A 16,229-nucleotide genomic window follows, 5' to 3' on the forward strand; every position below is an offset into this window, starting at 1 on the left:
CAAAAGCAGGCCCCTGCCCACCAGTCGGGCGGCCTGGGATGCGGCAACAGGTGTTCCCGCGTTACGCACCGCTCTCGGCGCGGACTGCCCGACGTACGTGCCGACCGGGCGGCCGCAACTGCACTCGGGGGAATCGCCGCAGGTCGGGCGGGCGCCCCTGCCGGGGCGCAGGTGACAGGCCGACAGTGCGAGCGCCTCACACCTGCTGGTCCGCCCGCTCGGACGTCGGGGCAGGCTCTCGACCTGCCTGACCGTCAGGACAAGGAACCTCGTGACCCCCGCTTGACCTGCGGTGACGTGATGAGTGCGGTTGCGGCGCTAGCTGTTCTGCTTCTCCTGCTCCAGCTTCTCCATGGCCTCGACCAGGCTCTTGGGACGCATGTCGGTCCAGTTGGTCTCGATGTACTCGAGGCACTGCTCGCGCCCGGCCTCGCCGAACACGGTCTTCCAGCCGGCGGGGACCTCGGCGAAGACCGGCCACAGCGAGTGCTGGCCCTCGTCGTTGACCAGAACGAAGAAGTTGGCATCGGGGTCGTCGAACGGGTTCATCAGCCGCCCTTTCTCGGAAACTGAATGGGTTTTGAGTCGGGAGCAAAGGGACCGTGAACGCCGGTACACACTCGCAGCGGAACCGTCGGGTTCCCCTGCCAGGAAATTGGCGTTCACCGCCTGATCGGCGAAACCGGTGCACTCTCGGCTTCTCCCTGGGAGTGCGTGGCTCACTATGACTCAGTCACGTCGCTCTGATCAAGATCCGTCCGAGCGGCGACGGCTGCGCGCCCTAGCGACCTGGGAGCTGTGGCGTTCAACTGCGACGGGGCGTCAGTTGAACACTCGCCATCCGTGGCTGCCCGGCTGTTCCGAGCCCCGCTTCTTCCGCGCTGGAAATTCAGTTGAGCGCGGTCGCGGCCTAATGCCATAGTGAGAACCCGTGCCACGTGCGTGGTGGCGGAGAAGTGGCTCGCACAGGCCTCAGTCCTTTCCCTTCATACCCACAAGTGTGTGGAGTAGGCAGCCTCCCGCCCGCCGTCCCAAAACATATCCCCGTGGCTACGGATTGCCATTACCTACGTGGAGGACCCTTATGAGCGATGCCGGCGAGCCGCGCTACCTGAAGTCAGCTGCGATCATCGAGCCGTTGGTCGACCGCTTCTACGCCTGGTTCCACACCATGGCGCCGATACAGGCTGCCATGAATCTGGCGTACCTGCAGCTGCCCCTGCTTGAGTCGTACGTGGAGAACCCTCAGGTGCACATCGCCGCCACCGCCAACCCGGCGATGCGCGGCGGGTACTTCGTCGGCATCGAGGAAGCCCGGAAGGCCGAGGTGGCCGACCTGATCGCGTCGATCAAGCGAGACCGGGCCGGTATGCTGGAGTTTGCCGCGGCGATCACCGAAGGCGCGGAACTGGTGCGGGAGTCGGCGACCGGCTTCGATCTCAGCCCGCTGTACCCGAAGCTTCCGAGCGCGCTCAACGGCCTGGTGGAGATGGCCTACGACGCCGGCAACCAGGCGTCGCTGCACTTCCTCGAGCCGGTCGTCTACAAGAGCCCGATGTTCGACGAGGGACGCCAGTCGATCCAGCTGTCGCTGGAGACCGGGGTGGAGCGCCCGTTCATCCTGAGCACGCCCCGGCTCCCCTCGCCCGATGCGCTGGACCTGCCGCTGCCCATCCGCCATCCGGGTCTGGACGAGCTGTTCAAGGCCAGGATCCAGCCCACCACCGTCGCGCGCCTGCGAGAGGCGCTCGAACTCGACGACGCCCAGGCGCTCTGGCTCGAGCGGCTGCTCGACTCCAAGCCCAGCCTGAGCGAGGACCGGCACATAGAGGCCGGCGGCCGGATCCGCTACTTCGGGCACGCGTGTCTGGTGCTCCAGACGCCGCAGGCCGCCATCGTGACGGACCCCTTCATCAGCGCCGACAACACCGTCGGTGACCGTTACACCCTGGACGACCTCCCCGATCACATCGACCTGGTCCTGATCACCCATGGCCACCAGGACCACGTCGTGCTGGAGACGCTGCTGCAGCTGCGCGGGCGGATCGGGGCGGTGGTCGTGCCCCGTTCGTCGAAGGGCAGTATCTGTGACCCTTCGATCGGCCTCTACCTCAGGCACCTGGGCTTCAACGTCATCGAGGTCGACGAATTCGACGAAGTCCCCTTCCCGGGTGGAAAGGTGACCGCCACGCCGTTCCTGGGCGAGCACTCCGACCTGGACATCCGGTCCAAGTCGACGTTCTGGGTGGAGATGGCCGACAAGAAGGTGTTCATCGGCGCGGACTCCTCGGGCATCGACCCGGTGCTCTACCGCTACATCCGGGAGCACCTGGGCACGGCCGACATGGCCTTCCTGGGAATGGAGTGCGACGGCGCTCCGCTGACCTGGCTCTACCAGGCGATTCTGACGGTTCCGGTGCCGAAGAAGATGAGCAGGTCGCGCAAGCTGTCGGGCTCGAACGCGGCACAGGCCGCCGCGATCATGGAGGAGCTCGGCTCGACGGAAGCCTACATCTACGCCATGGGCGAGGAGAGCTGGCAGGGGCACGTCATGGCCACGACCTACAACGAGGACACCTACCAGCTCAAGCAGATCGACGAGTTCCTCGGCTGGTGCGCGGACCGCGGCATCACCGCGGAGCACCTGTTCAACAAGCGCGAGTGGCGCTGGTGACGGCTCCCCGCTGACAACGCTGACGAGCCGGGCGACGCAGCCCCACTGTTGCTTTCCATCCAGGACCGACCACGGGGGGCTCCCATGTTCGACCGTCATTCCTACCGCCTGGTCTGCGGTGCCTGCGGCGCCGAATACGTCGACGACGGCCTGCGTCTGTCGTGTGACGTCTCGCACGGGCCGGCCCTGCTGCGCACGGCCTACGACTCGCCGCGCTTCGCCGCGCAGGCGCCGCAGGACAGCATCTTCCGTTTCGGGCGATGGCTGCCGGTCGTCCGCACCGTCCCGGACTCCCCGGGCTGCGTCGTCTACAACGCCGATCGGCTCGCGGCACGGATCGGGCTCGACGACCTGTGGGTCGCGTTCAGCGGCTACTGGCCTGAGCGCGGCGCCCACATGCCCACCGGGACGTTCAAAGACCTGGAGGCGAGCACCGTGTTGGGCAGGATGCCCGACAACCCTCCCACCCTGGTGCTCGCCTCGGCAGGGAACACAGCGGCGGCGTTCGCGCGCGCATGCTCGCTCAATGGGGTCCGATGCCTGATCGTCGTTTCGGGCAAGGTCTTGCACCGGCTGGACTTCGAGGAACCGCCGGCCGAATGCGTGCAACTGGTCGCCCTCGGTGGCGAGGCCACCTACGACGACGCGATCGTCCTTGCCGAGGCCATCGGTGGGCTCGAGGGGTTCCAGCTGGAGGGCGGCATCCGGAACGTCGGGCGCCGGGACGGCCTGGCGACGTGCCTGCTGGCGGCGTTCGAGAAGTACGGTCGGCTCCCCAACTACTACTTCCAGGGAGTGGGCAGTGGCGCCGGTGCGGTCGCTGCCCACGAGGCAGCGGGCCGGCTCCGGCTCAACGGCTGCCCGGACGCCTTCCCCCGCCTCGTGCTCTGCCAGAACGCCCCGTTCACGCCCATCCATGACCTGTGGACCCGCGATCAGAGGCCTGACGGTGGCGGGCCCGCCGTCGAGCCTCCGGGATCGGCCGCCGCGGCGGATCAGTCCGCCATCACGGCCACGGAACTGGCCAACAGCCGACCTCCCTACGCCGTCCGGGGTGGGATCCGCGAAATCCTGCGCGAGAGCAGCGGGAAGGCGATGGCGATACCTAACCTCGAGGTCGCGCGCGCGCTGCACATCTTCGAGGAGGTGGAGGGCATCGACATCGAGGCGGCCGCAGGTGTCGCTCTCGCCGGACTCACCGCCATGGTCGGTCGGGGCGAGGTGGCGCGGCACGAGACGGTCCTGCTGAACGTGACCGGCGGCGGACGGGCCCGGCGCGGCCGCGAAGTGGAGCTCAAGGCGGCCACGCCCGATCTGTGGGTCGACGTCGCCGACGTGCGGGACCAGTCGGTGTTGGGTGCCACGGCTGAGCGAGTCGCCGGTGCCATACGGCCGGCACTCTTCACCTGAACAGCAGGGCCCTGACATGACAGCGGAGGACCGACGACTGCCGGGTCGTCGGTCCTCCGCCTTTTCTCCGTACCACCACTCCGCGTCAGCGGCCCCGCCAACGGGGCTCGCGTTGCTCCGCGAAGGCGCGAGGGCCCTCCACGGCGTCCTCACTGTGCATCCGCCGCCGCTCCCACTCGAATGACGTCTCGAACGCTTCCTCCAACGGCATGTCCAGCGACCGCATGACGGACTCTTTGATCGCCCGCGCGGCCAGCGGCGCGCCCCGCAGCAGATCACCGGTCCATTCGGCGACGCACGCATCCAGGCGGTCGGCGGGCACGACCTCGTTCAGCAGTCCCCACCGCAGCGCCGTCTCGGCCGTCATACGGCGCCCGGTCAGCAGATAGCCCATCGCGATCTTCAGCGGGAGTTGCCTGGCGAGTCTGAACGCGCCTCCCGCCCCCGGGACCAGGCCGAGCCGGACTTCCGGCAGGGCGAAGACCGACCGGTCACTCGCGATGATGATGTCGCACGCCAGGGCGAGCTCGAAGCCGCCGCCCAATGCGTAGCCGTCGACCCTCGCGACCACCGGCTTGCTCAGGCCGAACCGCTCGGTCAGCCGCGGCCAGCCGGGCTGGCCGCGGCTTCCGAACGTCGTCGGCGGCGTGCCGGATGCGTTCAACCGCGCCCGCTCGCGAAGGTCCTGTCCGACCGAGAAGGCCCGGTCGCCGGCGCCGGTGAGCACCGCAACCCGGACTTCGTCGTCCGCCTCGAAGTCGTCCCAGGCCTCACCGAGTTCCTCATGGGTCCGCAGATCCATCGCGTTGAGCACCCCGGGCCGGTCGATCGTGACGTGGGCGACACCGTCCTTCTTCTCGTAGCGCACCCGCGGCCTGCCGCCGCCGCTCACGAGGATCCGGCCGACTTCCTGGTGGAGAACCGCCTGACCTTGTCGAGGACGTCGTCGTCGTACATGCGCAGCGCCTGCTGCACGGCGAACTCGGCCATGTAGAGACGGAAAGCGTCCACCGACTCCTCCGCGGACACCAGCATCCGCCGATTGGCGGTGATCGTCGGCCCCCGGAACGCCTCCAGGCCCCGTTCGATCGCGTCGTCCAGCTCCGCCGGATCCACCACTTCGTCGACCAGGTGCCTGGCGTCCGGTTCCGCGGCCCAGATCTTCCGGCCCCCGAGGACGAGGCGACGCGAGAACCGTGCGCCGGCGACCCGCGTGAGCCGGAAGTTCGAGGCGCCCGGGATGATCCCCTCCTGAGCCGCGGGAATGCTGAGGAACGAGTCGGAGGCGGCGAGCACGTGGTCGAAGACGAGCAGGAGCTGGGCCCCGCCGCCGATGGCGAAGCCGTCCACCGCCGCGACCCAGGGCTTCTCGACGGTCCGCGAGTACCAGCGCGCCGGATCGTCGACGACGATCCCCCGCAGCAGCTTGTGGATGTAGCCCAGCTCCCGCCGCAGGAGAAAGTCCACCAGCGAGATGCCACCGCCGTGCAGCGCCTTGAGGTTGATGCCGGCGCTGAAGATCCGTCTGCCGGAGTAGCGGGGGTGGCTCATCACTCCGCCGCGGACCAGGCCGACCTCGGTCCCGGGATCGAGCAGCGCCAGGTCGACGGCGGTCTCCATGTCCTCGACCTGGCGGGGATCCTCGGCGTTGAGGCAGTCGTCGCGGCACATGGTCAGGCGTGCCGCGCCGCCACGCCGCTCGATGCGCACCGAGCCCAGGTCCGCCTGCCCGGTCTCGGTGAACCCGGGCAGGAGGTCCAGCGCGCGGGGGGTCGGCCGGAGCATGGCGTCGAGCAGGTGCCGCCCGCTGGAGTGCGAACCGAGCACCCGGTGGAAGAAGATGCCCTGGTCGATCTCATGGCCCTCTTTGGCGGCCTGGGGCCGGCTCCGCTCGGCCGCCAGCTGCTCGCGGGAGGGCACGAGTCCGGGGAACCGGATCGCCGCGGACTCGACGAGCTCGGCCAGGCGGAGGTGCCGCGTACCGTGGTCCGTCAGTTCGGCGTAGACGGCATCGACGTGCGCGTCCAGGAACCCGCAACGTAGCGCCCTGGCCTCGTTTTTGGCCACCGCTGCGGCCGCCCGTTCGGCGGGGGAGCGCCGTCCTGCCTCGGGCAGCGCCGCGAGGACCGCCTCGGCCCGCTCCGCGGCCAGTGTCAGGGCCTTCCTGGCCTCGGGCAGGGCCGCCCGGACGGCCCGCGAGGCCTGCGGTCCGGACTCGATCGCACTGGCCGTCACGACACGGCCTCCGCGGACACCAGTCGCAGCGTCCGATCGCAGGCCGCCAGGTGCACGCCGAGGGCTTCCTCGAAGCTGGTGGTCGCCGCGTCGATCATCAGCTGACGACGGATGGCGAGCTCCCGCCCGGACAGGGCCCCGGTGAGCTCGGCCACGGCCGCCAGCGCACCGGCGACGTCGTCGCTGACCTCGTCGATCAGTTGCAGCGCCAGCGCGTCCCGCGCACCGATCGGGTCGCCGAACAGCAGCGCCCGACGGATCGCCGCGGTGTTCGACCCCTGGTGCGCAAGCCGGTACAGCGCCATTCCGGGCCACGTCGCACCCGAACTGACCGGCACCACCAGCCGCGTCGCGGGCGTCGCGATGCGGTAGTCGGTGGCCAGCAGCGCATCCAGGGCCGGCCCGCCGATCTCGCCGTCCGCGACACCGACGATGGTGGCCGGCAGTCGCTCCAGCCGCCTGAGCGCGCGTTCCCAGCGGCTCACCAGCGCGACGGTCAGCCCCTCGGTCCGTGCCTGCGCCGGAGCGCCGGACGCGAGGACGACCAGTCGGCCCTGCCCGCCGAGCGCCTCGGCCCGGTCGCACGCCTCGCCGACCTGAGCGACCAGCTCAGTGGATATGAGCTGCCGGCCGTCGATCCTCAGCGTCTCGCCTTGCGTCTCCACGACTACCTCTCCCTGCCGATGCATAGGTCTGTTCTGATGCATGCCGTCCCCCGTCACCACTGGACCAGTGCCGTCTCGATGGTCGAACCGGGTCCCATGGTCATCAGGACTCCGTAGTCGCCGGGCTCGACGACCCGTTCATCAAGCAGCCGTTCGTAGGAGAACAAGAACGAGCCGCTGGAGAGGTTGCCGTAGTCGGAGAGCACGCCCGTGGTGTGACGTACGTCGTGGCGGGTGAGGCCGAGATTGACGCGCACCGCGTCGATGACCTTCTTCCCTCCCGAGTGCACCAGCCAGTGCTTGACGGCGCTGCGCGACAGACCGGCGCCGGACAGGAGCCGGTCCACGACCCGCTCCGCATGCGCGCCGACCACATAGGGGATGTGGGGATCGAGGTAGAAACTGAACCTGCTCTGGTCGCTGTCCCAGTCGTAGCGCATCGCCCCGATGGCGTCGGTGATGATGTGGCTGGCGAAGGAGAGCACGCGAGGCCCTGCAGCGGGCTCGTCGTCTCCCGCGACGAGGGCGATGGCCGCTGCTCCGTCACCGAACAGGCTGTTGACGACGGCGGTTCGCATCGTCGAGTCGAAGGTGTAGGCGGCGGAGCAGGCCTCCGAACAGATCATGACGGCGAGCCGCCCGGGATTGCTCCGGGCCCAGGACGCCGTGGCGTTGAGGGCGTTGAGCCCGGCGTTGCACCCCATGCCGACCACGTCCACCCGGTGGCAGCTCGGGTCGATCCCGGCCTCGCGGATGATCAGGGCACTGAGCCCCGGGGTGAGGAACCCGGTCGTGGTCACGCAGCAGAGGTAGTCGATGTCCCGCAGGCTCGCACCGGTGTCGTCCAGACAGGACTGGAGAGCTCGCAGTCCCATGTCGACCGCGAGCCGCGCGTGCTTCGCGAGCAGGTCCCCTTGCGGCTCCGAGACACGGTTTCCCTCGGAGTCCTGGGGTGGAAGCGTCAGATGACGACGGGAGATGGCGCTGTTCAGGAAGACGGAGCGGATCTTCGGATCGGTGATCGCGAAGATGTCCAGGAGTTCTTGCTGCGAGTACGACTCCGCGGTCACCGCGGTGCCGACGCCGGTGATGCGCGCGGGTGCCGGTGCGCGGACCGCTTCCGCGTGCGACGCCGGAAGGTCCAGCGCTTTCGGACGGTACAGGTCGAGACTGATGGTCATCGGTAGGTCCACCCCCACATCCGGGCCCTGCTGCGCGGTTTGACGGACACACTGATCATTCGAAACGGTCCTCCCTGAGGGAATCGGACGGCTCAGTTGGCCCCGGTCCGTCCGGGGTCTGCGGACTCGGCCTCGATGAACCGCGCGAACCGCGCGATCCCCTCGGCGATGTCGTCCGAAGTCAGATAGCTCGTGGAAAGGCGGATGCTCTGCTGTCCGCCCCCATCGGGGTGGAAATAGGACATCGGAGTCCAGATGACCCCGAAGTCACGAGCCGAGCGGGCCAGCGCCGCGGCGTCGGCATCGAAGGGGACGTCGACGGTGAGGAAGAACCCTCCGTCGGGTTCGTTCCAGCTGACGCCCAGCTCGGCCCGGCGGGCCGGCGGCAGACAGGCGTCGAGCTGCCGGACTGTCGCGCGCATGGCCTCGCCGTAGTACACGGAGGTCTTCGCGTTGAGATCGGTCGCACGGCCGCCCGCGGAAAGGAGCATGCCGGCGACCACCGCCTGGCTCAGGGGCGAGGTGTTCACCGTCACCATGCTCTTGATCTTCGTGAGCTCGTCGGCCAGCAGGCTGCTGGTGCCGGCGCTGTCGACGACCACCTGGTCGGCGACGGCGAATCCGACGCGGGCCCCCGGGAAGAGCGTCTTGGAAAATGATCCGAGATGCACCACCCTGCGCTCCCGGTCGAGAGACTTGAGGGTCGGCAACTGCCGGCCGGGGCTCACCAGCCGATAGGGGCTGTCCTCCAAGATGAGGATGTCGAGGGCGGCGGCGAGGGCGAGCAGCTCACGACGGGTTTCGAGCGGCATCGTGGTGCCCGAGGGGTTGGAATGGTCCGGAACCACGTAGAACGCGCGGGGGTTGCGGCCCTTCGCCCGCTCCGCCAGCACCACGGCTTCCAGGTCGGCGCACCGGAAGCCGTCGGCGCCCTCCTCCACCGGCGAGACCCCGACGCCCAGCACACTGGCCGCCCCGGTGATCCCGACGTAGCAGGGGCTCGAGACCAGCAGCACGTCCTCGGGCCGCGCGATCAGGGCCCGCACGGCGAGGAACATCGCCTCCTGGCAGCCGACCGTGACGACGATGGACTCCGGCGGCACGTCGATGTCCTCGTCCAGACGCAGCGAATCGGCGATCACCTCGCGGATACGGCCGGCCGTCGGACCGTACTGGAAGAGCGCGTCGCGGATGTGCGCGGGCGAGGCTCCGTCGGCCTCCAGGTGTTCCAGGTAGCGGCGGATGTGCGTGAAGATCTCCTCGACGTCGAAGAACCCGTCGTACGGGCGTCCCGGCGCGAATGAAATCGCTTCGGGATGACGCAAGGTGACCTCGTTGAGGAAGGTCATCGTGTCCAGGACGGGGTCCGAGACACTTGTGTGCAAGTGCTCCTTGCGCAGCACTCCCTGCGCCTCCCCGGGGTCCGGTTCGGGCGTGGGTCGGTCATGGGAACGAGCGGTCATGTGCACGCCTCCGTGGGGATCGAAGAGCAGAGAGCCGTGGATGACCCCCGCGCGCCGAGCGGCAACCGGTACCGGCTCGCCGCCCTGCCGGTCAGAATTTGTCGAGGAACTCGGTGATCGCTGTGTTGACCTCGTCCGGCCTCTCCAGGTTGCCGAGGTGGCCGGCGTCCCCGATCTCCACGAAGTCGCACTCCGGAATGGCCTCCGCCACCTCGGCCGCGAGGTGCGGCGGGCAGATCACGTCGTCGGAGAAGGCGATCACGCGGCAGGGGACGGTGATCCGGCGCAGCCGCTCACGCCGGTCGGACGCGGTGTCCACCCACGCCTGCCCGTCCGCCCCACTGTCGGAGGCCCCGTACAGTTCGAAGACGTCCAACCACAGCGAGACGGCGCCGTCGTCGTTCAGCGTCTTCGGCGAGAACATCTGGAACACCGTGTTCGCGGACGCATACTCCGGCGGCAGCCGCACTCCGCTCTCGGCCAGGACCTGGTCCGCCCGCGAGAGCGCCCGGCGGAACACGTCCGAGCGCGACCTGGTGGCGAGCATGACGGCCGATCGCACCAGCTCGGGACGATCGACCGCGATCTCCTGCGCGATGGACGAGCCCATGGAGGTGCCGACCACGTGGCAGGGGCCCAGATCCAGGGCCTCGATCAGCCCCACCGTGTCCGCGACCATGTCGGCCAGGCTGTAGCGGCCGGCGGGCACGTCGGAGGGAGCGATACCTCGGTTGTCGAAAATGATGCTTTGGTACCCCGCCTTGTTCACGGCCGGCGTCTGATGCGTGGTCCACGCGCGTCCGCCGGCTCCGGACCCCATGATGAACAGGACCGGGTCGCCTTCCCCTGTGCGCTCGTAGGCGAGCCGAATGCCGTTGGCGGATACGTAGGGCATGGCGGGGCGGAGCCTCCTTGTGTTGACGAGCCACCCGGCCGCGCCCGTCGGCGCCGGCCTCACTGGCTCTCGGCGATCACCACGCCGACTGCGCTACTTTGACCGACCACATCCGAACGAATCAAGGTTCGACAGCCGTCCCTGCGTGCGAAGGCCGCAGTGCGACCGGCGATCACTGTCCAACTGCGCACCGTGGACAGTTGAACACCTCAACTGCCGCTCCCGGCACATGCGTTCGACATTAAGGGAGGACGACCATCCTCGCGCTTTGGTACTTTGCCGTTGCGGAGTATCGTCATATTCAACGGGGAGAAGATCAGATGGTGCAGGTTGACGCCGACCTCCTTCCACCAAAGTGCAGTACCGACACCATGGATCAACCTCCGCCAACCCGGCAAGCCGTCCCACTCCAGGGCCCCGAGCGCCACACGGCGACCGTCCCGATATCCCTGCTCCAACTGGCGGAGACGCCAAGGCTCGAGGGCCACAACGCAGAACACGTCGCCCGCCTGGCAGAGATCGACGGCCCGCTTCCCCCCATACTCGTGGACCGACGAAACATGCAGGTCATCGACGGGACGCACCGTCTCATGGCCGCCGTGCTCAAGGGGCGCGCCACCATTGAAGCGGAGTTCTTCGAGGGCCCGCCGGACGACGCCTTCCTGCATGCGGTCAAAGCCAACGTGACCCACGGGTTTCCGCTCTCGCAAGCGGACCGACAGCAGGCCGCGGCACGGATCGTGAGGTCGCATCCTCATCTGTCCGACCGGGCGATCGCCGAGATCGCGGGGCTCGCAGGCAGGACGATCGCCAGGATCAGGCAACGCAGCGAGGACGAGATACCGAGGCCCGACGTCAGGGTCGGGCGGGACGGTAAGAGCAGACCCATCGACAGCGGCGAGCGCCGCCGGAGGGTCGCTGAACTCTTGGCTCAATCCCCCAATGCCTCGATCCGCCAGGTGGCCCGGGAGGCCGGAGTCTCGCCGGCAACGGCAAGCGATGTCCGCAGGCGCCTGGAGCGCGGCGATCTGCCGGTGACGACCTCGCCACGCAAAGCCCGGCCCACACCCCGAACGGCGTCCGCCGCCACCCTTGTTATGGTGGAGAAGCTGTTGCGTGACCCGGCCCTACGACATACGGAGATAGGGCGAGCGCTTCTTGGCCTCCTTCGACACAGTGCGACCGAGTCCCAGCGATGGTCGGACCTCGTCGACGGAGTGCCCCCGCACTGTACCGGCCTGGTCGGCCAACTGGCGGAGGAGTATGCGCAGATGTGGTCCCAACTTGCCGAGGCAATGGCAGAACGTACGCTGGGCACTGTGTGATACTGCAGTGACTATACGATGACACCGCGTACTTTTACAATACCCTGACCGGGAAAAGGGCCGTCAAAGGCGTTCCCAGGTCAAGCAGTTACCCAAAAAGGCATGAAGCACGCGCTGTTCGACAGGGTATGTGCCGCAGCCGAAGCACACGGCGACCGGCACCGCCACGTGCCGGCGCCCCGGCCACCGACCACCGATTCGCCGCCCGATACCGGAAGGCCCATGGCGCCCGGTCCTGCCACAACAAGGCAGGACCGGGCGCCAGTTGCGCCTTCTCACCTCGACGCCAACCGGCTGTCGAACCGTTCCGCGGTCCGTTCCGGACCGCCACAAGGCAGGATGGTTCTCAATGGCCATGAGGGGCGGCCCCACCGCGGGCCCCGTACGCATGCGGGTGGACGATTCGGTCACCCGTCAGCGGATCCGTCCGGGGACGGTACGGCGCGTCATCCCCCTTGTCGTGCACCGCCGTTGGGCGATCGCGGCCCTGTTGACGGTCACAGCCCTGGACGCGACGATCGCCGCGGCAAGCCCACTGCTGCTCAAGATGGTCATCGACGACGGAATCAGCCGCCATCGGATCCAGACCGTGATCACGCTGTCCCTGGTGATCGCGGGCTTGGCCGTCGTCGACGCGGTGGCCGTCTACCTGCAGGCGTGGTTCTCCGGCCGGGTCGGCCACGGCCTGGTCTACGACCTGCGCACCAAGGTCTTCGACCACCTTCAGCGCCAGCCGCTGGCTTTCTTCATCCGCGCCCAGACCGGGTCCCTGATCAGCAGGCTCAACACCGACGTGATCGGGACCCAGCAGGCGGTCACGACCCTGCTGTCCCAGTCGCTGTCCACCCTTCTGACGCTGATCCTCGTTCTCGGCTCCATGTTCTACCTGTCTTGGCAGCTCACGCTCGTGTCCTTGCTGCTGATCCCGCTCTTCCTGGTGCCCGGTCGATTCGTGGGCGCGCGGCTGCAGCGGCTCGCCCGGGAAGGGATGCAACTCGACGCCGAGATCGGCTCCCTGATGAACGAGCGCTTCAACGTGTCCGGCGCGTTGCTCAGCAAGCTCTACGGCCGACCCGACGAGGAGTCACGGTCCTTCGCGAGCCGCGCGGGCCGGATGCGGGACATCGCCGTCGTCGGTGGCGTGTACGGGCGGCTGCTCGGAATCACCGGCGCGCTGATCGCGGCTCTGGCCACAGCGGTCGTGTACGGCTTCGGCGGCAGCCTCGTCGTCCACGGCACACTTCAACTGGGCACCCTGGTGGCGCTGTTCGCGCTACTGACGCGCCTCTTCGGCCCTGTCAACCAGCTGAACTCGATCCAGGTCGACGTCGTGACCACCCTGGTGAGCTTCGACCGGATCTTCGAGGTGATGGACCTGGAGCCGCTCGTCGTGGAGCGCCCCGGCGCCCGCGCGCTGCCCGCCCCGGGCGCCGGGGAACCGGCCCCGGACGTCGAGTTCACCGACGTCGACTTCCGTTATCCGAGTGCGGCCGAGGTCTCGCTTTCCTCCCTGGAGAGCATCGGGTCGCAGGTGCCGGAGCGCTCCGACGACGCGACGGTCCTGCACGGCCTGAGTTTCCATGTCCCGGCGGGGAAGATGACCGCCCTGGTAGGCCCCTCGGGCGCCGGGAAGACCACCATCACTCACCTGGTCCCGCGGCTCTACGACCCCGTGGCGGGAACGGTGCGGATCGGCGGGCACGACGTCCGGGACCTGACGCTGCGATCGCTGCACGAGACCATCGGGGTCGTCACGCAGGACGCCCACCTGTGGCACGACACCCTCAGGGCCAACCTGGGATACGCCCGCCCCGAGGCGACGGAAGAGGAAATGATCGAGGCCTGCCGGGCCGCACGGATCTGGGACACCATCGCCTCGCTTCCCAACGGACTCGACACCGTCGTCGGTGACCGCGGCCACCGCCTGTCGGGTGGGGAGAAGCAGCGGATCGCCCTCGCGCGGCTGCTCCTGAAGTCTCCCCCGATTGTCGTCCTCGACGAGGCGACGGCACACCTGGACTCCGAATCGGAGGCGGCCATCCAGAGAGCGCTCGAAGCCACTCTGGCCGGTCGGACGTCCCTGGTGATCGCCCACCGCCTCTCCACGATCCGCAACGCGGACCAGATACTCGTCATCGACGCCGGACGGGTCCGCGAGCGCGGAACCCACGAGGAGCTCCTCGCCGCCGACGGTCTCTACGCGGAGCTCTACCGGACCCAGTTCGCGAACCAGTACGCGGACGGCCCGAGTACGGATCCGAGGGCGCAAGCGACGAAGGTGGGCTGACGAACCGGGCCGGGCAGCTGCGGGGTACGCGGCGCCGTCCCTGATCCGAGCCTATGAGCGGTCCGCCATCAGCTTCACCGGCAGACGCTCCAAGCCGTTCACGACGATGGAGTCGAGCCGGATCGGTTCGCCGTCCGGCTCGATCCTGATGGACCTCTCCATGAGCTCCTGGTACAGAAGCCGGATCTCGACCCGCGCCAGCATGCTTCCCACGCAGAAGTGTTCGCCGAATCCCAGCGACAGGTGCCGGTTGGGCTGCCGGATCACGTTGAACCGTTCAGGGTCCTCGAACACTTCTTCATCGCGGTTCGCCGAAGGTATCCAGAGAGTCACCAGATCGCCGGCCTCGATGCGGCGACCGTGGATCTCGACAGGCCGCAACGCGGTACGCATGATGTGCGTCGGCGTGGACGTCCATCGCAGAACTTCCTCGACCGCCGTCGGCAGGAGGGCCGGATCCTCGACGAGCAGCGACCACTGTTCCGGATGTTCGAGGAAGGCGAGCATGCCTCCGGCAGCCGCGATGCGGGTGTTCTCCGCCCCACCCACGAACAGGTTGTCACAATTGAGGATGACCTCGTCCTGGCTGATCCGCTTGCCGTCGATCTCGCCGGCCACCAGCACGCTCACCAAGTCGTCAGCCGGATTCGCCGCCTTGACCTTGGCGAGGTCCTCGAAATACCCCATGATCTCCAAGTGGGCGAACCGCCGGTTCATCGCGTCGCCGGCCCCGAATGCCTGGCGGCTCAACGTGAACAGTCGCTCCCAGTCGGATTCCGGAACTCCCATCATGCTGCAGATCATGTAGAGCGGAATCCGCGCGGCGATGTCCTCGACGAAGTCGCAATGCTCGCGCTCCAGTGCGAGATCGAGCACCCGGCCGGCGACTTCTCGCATCTTGGCCTCGATGGCCCGCACCGAACGGACTGTGAACCAGTCGTCGACCAGCCCTCTCAGTTGGCGGTGCCGAGGAGGATCGGTGAGCGCCAAGGTGCGACCGCCTCCCGGATCAGCTCCATGACCCGACGGCCGCAGGAGAATCCCCTGGGCGGAGCTGAACGTCTCGGCGTCACGGAAGACGGCCTTGACATCCGCATATCTCGTCAAGGCCCAAAAGCGCGGGTAATCCGTGGGTACATGCAGGTGTACGGGGTCGTTCGCTCGGAGCCATCGCCACTGTACGAACGGATCGCCATGGGAGTAGAGCCCTGGATCGACGAGGTTGATGTGGCGGGGCTGATCGAGGGGGTCGCTAGGCATGGGAAAGGCCTCACACCTCAGGTCTGCCCGAAACCGAGCCCGGGCACGGGGCCGGCACAGGCACACGGTTGATATGGCAACGCAGAAGCCGGGACCTTCGAACGGTGCCATGTCTTCTTCGAGACGGTCAAGATCTCGGCGCGGCCGCCAAGCAATGGTCGGGCAGACCGCAGAGGCATCGATTCCTCAGCCACCCAGAGGACGGCGAGTACTCAGACTGTACCCTTCCTCCAAGGTCGAAGTGACACAGAACAAGGTCTAGCCGACAAGGGGCAACTCTGTGGAAGACGCAGTCACCGAAGCGCGCCGGGCACACGATGCGCTGCTGCAGAGCCGGTCACGAGTCTTGGCACAACGGGATGCGCTCGACAAACAACTCGCGCGCATCGACGCGGCGATCGAGGCTCTTCGCGAATTGGTTGACACTTCGCCGAGGCCGCCCGCTGTGAAGCATTCGACCCCGTCGCCCGAGCCCACGGCGTCGCCTCAGGTTCACACCGCCGTGACCGACGGCGAGGCGTCGGAAGCCAAGCCGCGCACCCGTAAAGCGGCCGGACCGGCGAGGCCGATCAACCGGAAAGCCCGTCTCCGAGAAATCGTGCTCGAGTCACCCGACGACTGGTTCACCGCCGGCGAAATGGCTTCCCGGATCCAGGGTCGCGAAGCCTCTGAGACGCAACGGACCGCCACGTACGAGATGATGCGGCGGATGGCGAAGCAAGGGGAGCTGGAGATCGACAGCTCCTCCAAGCCGACCAAGTTTCGTGCACAACCCGCGACCATCCGCGAGCGCCTGTTGGCCGACGGACGCTGAGAGGGACACCGCGCTCGGCA

At 68.0% G+C, this 16,229-nt stretch carries 13 protein-coding genes; 5 read left to right on the top strand and 8 right to left on the bottom strand.

The features are described 5' to 3' along the window. Positions 1-318: 318 nt before the first annotated feature. On the bottom strand, positions 319-552 hold the full coding sequence (locus EDD90_RS22975) for an MbtH family protein (RefSeq protein ID WP_311737276.1): 234 nt from the start codon (positions 550-552) through the stop codon (positions 319-321). A 532-nt stretch (positions 553-1,084) separates the two neighbouring features. Between EDD90_RS22975 and EDD90_RS22980 the strand changes: the two genes are divergently transcribed. Together EDD90_RS22980 and EDD90_RS22985 are read left to right on the top strand one after the other, a co-directional pair. Further along, complete coding sequence (locus tag EDD90_RS22980; protein ID WP_123974833.1) at positions 1,085-2,674, top strand: MBL fold metallo-hydrolase; 1,590 nt, start codon at positions 1,085-1,087, stop codon at positions 2,672-2,674. 84 nt (positions 2,675-2,758) lie between these two features. Next, positions 2,759-4,084 carry a cysteate synthase gene (locus tag EDD90_RS22985; RefSeq protein WP_123974834.1) on the top strand — a complete coding sequence of 442 codons (1,326 nt, stop codon included), beginning with the start codon at positions 2,759-2,761 and terminating at the stop codon, positions 4,082-4,084. A gap of 85 nt (positions 4,085-4,169) precedes the next feature. On the opposite strand, the gene dpgD is transcribed toward EDD90_RS22985, so the two are convergent. From dpgD to EDD90_RS23015, 6 genes are all read right to left on the bottom strand, one after another. Next, positions 4,170-4,976 carry an enoyl-CoA-hydratase DpgD gene (gene dpgD / locus EDD90_RS22990; RefSeq protein ID WP_148098572.1) on the bottom strand — a complete coding sequence of 269 codons (807 nt, stop codon included), beginning with the start codon at positions 4,974-4,976 and terminating at the stop codon, positions 4,170-4,172. Next, positions 4,973-6,319: a (3,5-dihydroxyphenyl)acetyl-CoA 1,2-dioxygenase DpgC gene (gene dpgC / locus EDD90_RS22995; RefSeq protein WP_398925152.1), complete on the bottom strand. Its 1,347-nt coding sequence runs from the start codon at positions 6,317-6,319 to the stop codon at positions 4,973-4,975. The genes dpgD and dpgC overlap by 4 nt, the downstream gene beginning before the upstream one ends. Further along, positions 6,316-6,984: an enoyl-CoA-hydratase DpgB gene (dpgB, locus tag EDD90_RS23000; RefSeq protein WP_260328001.1), complete on the bottom strand. Its 669-nt coding sequence runs from the start codon at positions 6,982-6,984 to the stop codon at positions 6,316-6,318. The genes dpgC and dpgB overlap by 4 nt, the downstream gene beginning before the upstream one ends. Positions 6,985-7,037: 53 nt before the next feature. Continuing rightward, positions 7,038-8,159 (bottom strand): 3,5-dihydroxyphenylacetyl-CoA synthase DpgA, encoded by a 1,122-nt coding sequence (dpgA, locus tag EDD90_RS23005; RefSeq protein WP_398928572.1) that lies wholly within the window; start codon positions 8,157-8,159, stop codon positions 7,038-7,040. Positions 8,160-8,257: 98 nt separating this feature from the next. Then, positions 8,258-9,628, bottom strand: a complete 1,371-nt coding sequence (locus EDD90_RS23010; protein ID WP_398925155.1) for a PLP-dependent aminotransferase family protein — start codon at positions 9,626-9,628, stop codon at positions 8,258-8,260. A gap of 91 nt (positions 9,629-9,719) precedes the next feature. Next, positions 9,720-10,523: an alpha/beta fold hydrolase gene (locus tag EDD90_RS23015; protein WP_123974837.1), complete on the bottom strand. Its 804-nt coding sequence runs from the start codon at positions 10,521-10,523 to the stop codon at positions 9,720-9,722. A 320-nt stretch (positions 10,524-10,843) separates the two neighbouring features. Between EDD90_RS23015 and EDD90_RS23020 the strand changes: the two genes are divergently transcribed. Both EDD90_RS23020 and EDD90_RS23025 read left to right on the top strand, forming a co-directional pair. Further along, positions 10,844-11,848: a cell cycle transcriptional regulator TrcR gene (locus EDD90_RS23020; protein WP_260328002.1), complete on the top strand. Its 1,005-nt coding sequence runs from the start codon at positions 10,844-10,846 to the stop codon at positions 11,846-11,848. A 355-nt stretch (positions 11,849-12,203) separates the two neighbouring features. Then, a complete protein-coding gene (locus EDD90_RS23025; protein WP_123981514.1) occupies positions 12,204-14,135 on the top strand; it encodes an ABC transporter ATP-binding protein in 1,932 nt (643 codons plus the stop codon). Between the two features lie 51 nt (positions 14,136-14,186). On the opposite strand, the gene EDD90_RS23030 is transcribed toward EDD90_RS23025, so the two are convergent. Then, positions 14,187-15,125, bottom strand: a complete 939-nt coding sequence (locus tag EDD90_RS23030; RefSeq protein ID WP_260328003.1) for a cytochrome P450 — start codon at positions 15,123-15,125, stop codon at positions 14,187-14,189. A gap of 550 nt (positions 15,126-15,675) precedes the next feature. Between EDD90_RS23030 and EDD90_RS23035 the strand changes: the two genes are divergently transcribed. After that, positions 15,676-16,209 carry a hypothetical protein gene (locus EDD90_RS23035; RefSeq protein WP_123974839.1) on the top strand — a complete coding sequence of 178 codons (534 nt, stop codon included), beginning with the start codon at positions 15,676-15,678 and terminating at the stop codon, positions 16,207-16,209. The last annotated feature ends 20 nt before the right edge of the window (positions 16,210-16,229 follow it).

The organism is Streptomyces sp. Ag109_O5-1, from assembly GCF_003814875.1.
GTDB classification, from domain to species: Bacteria; Actinomycetota; Actinomycetes; order Streptomycetales; family Streptomycetaceae; genus Streptomyces; species Streptomyces sasae.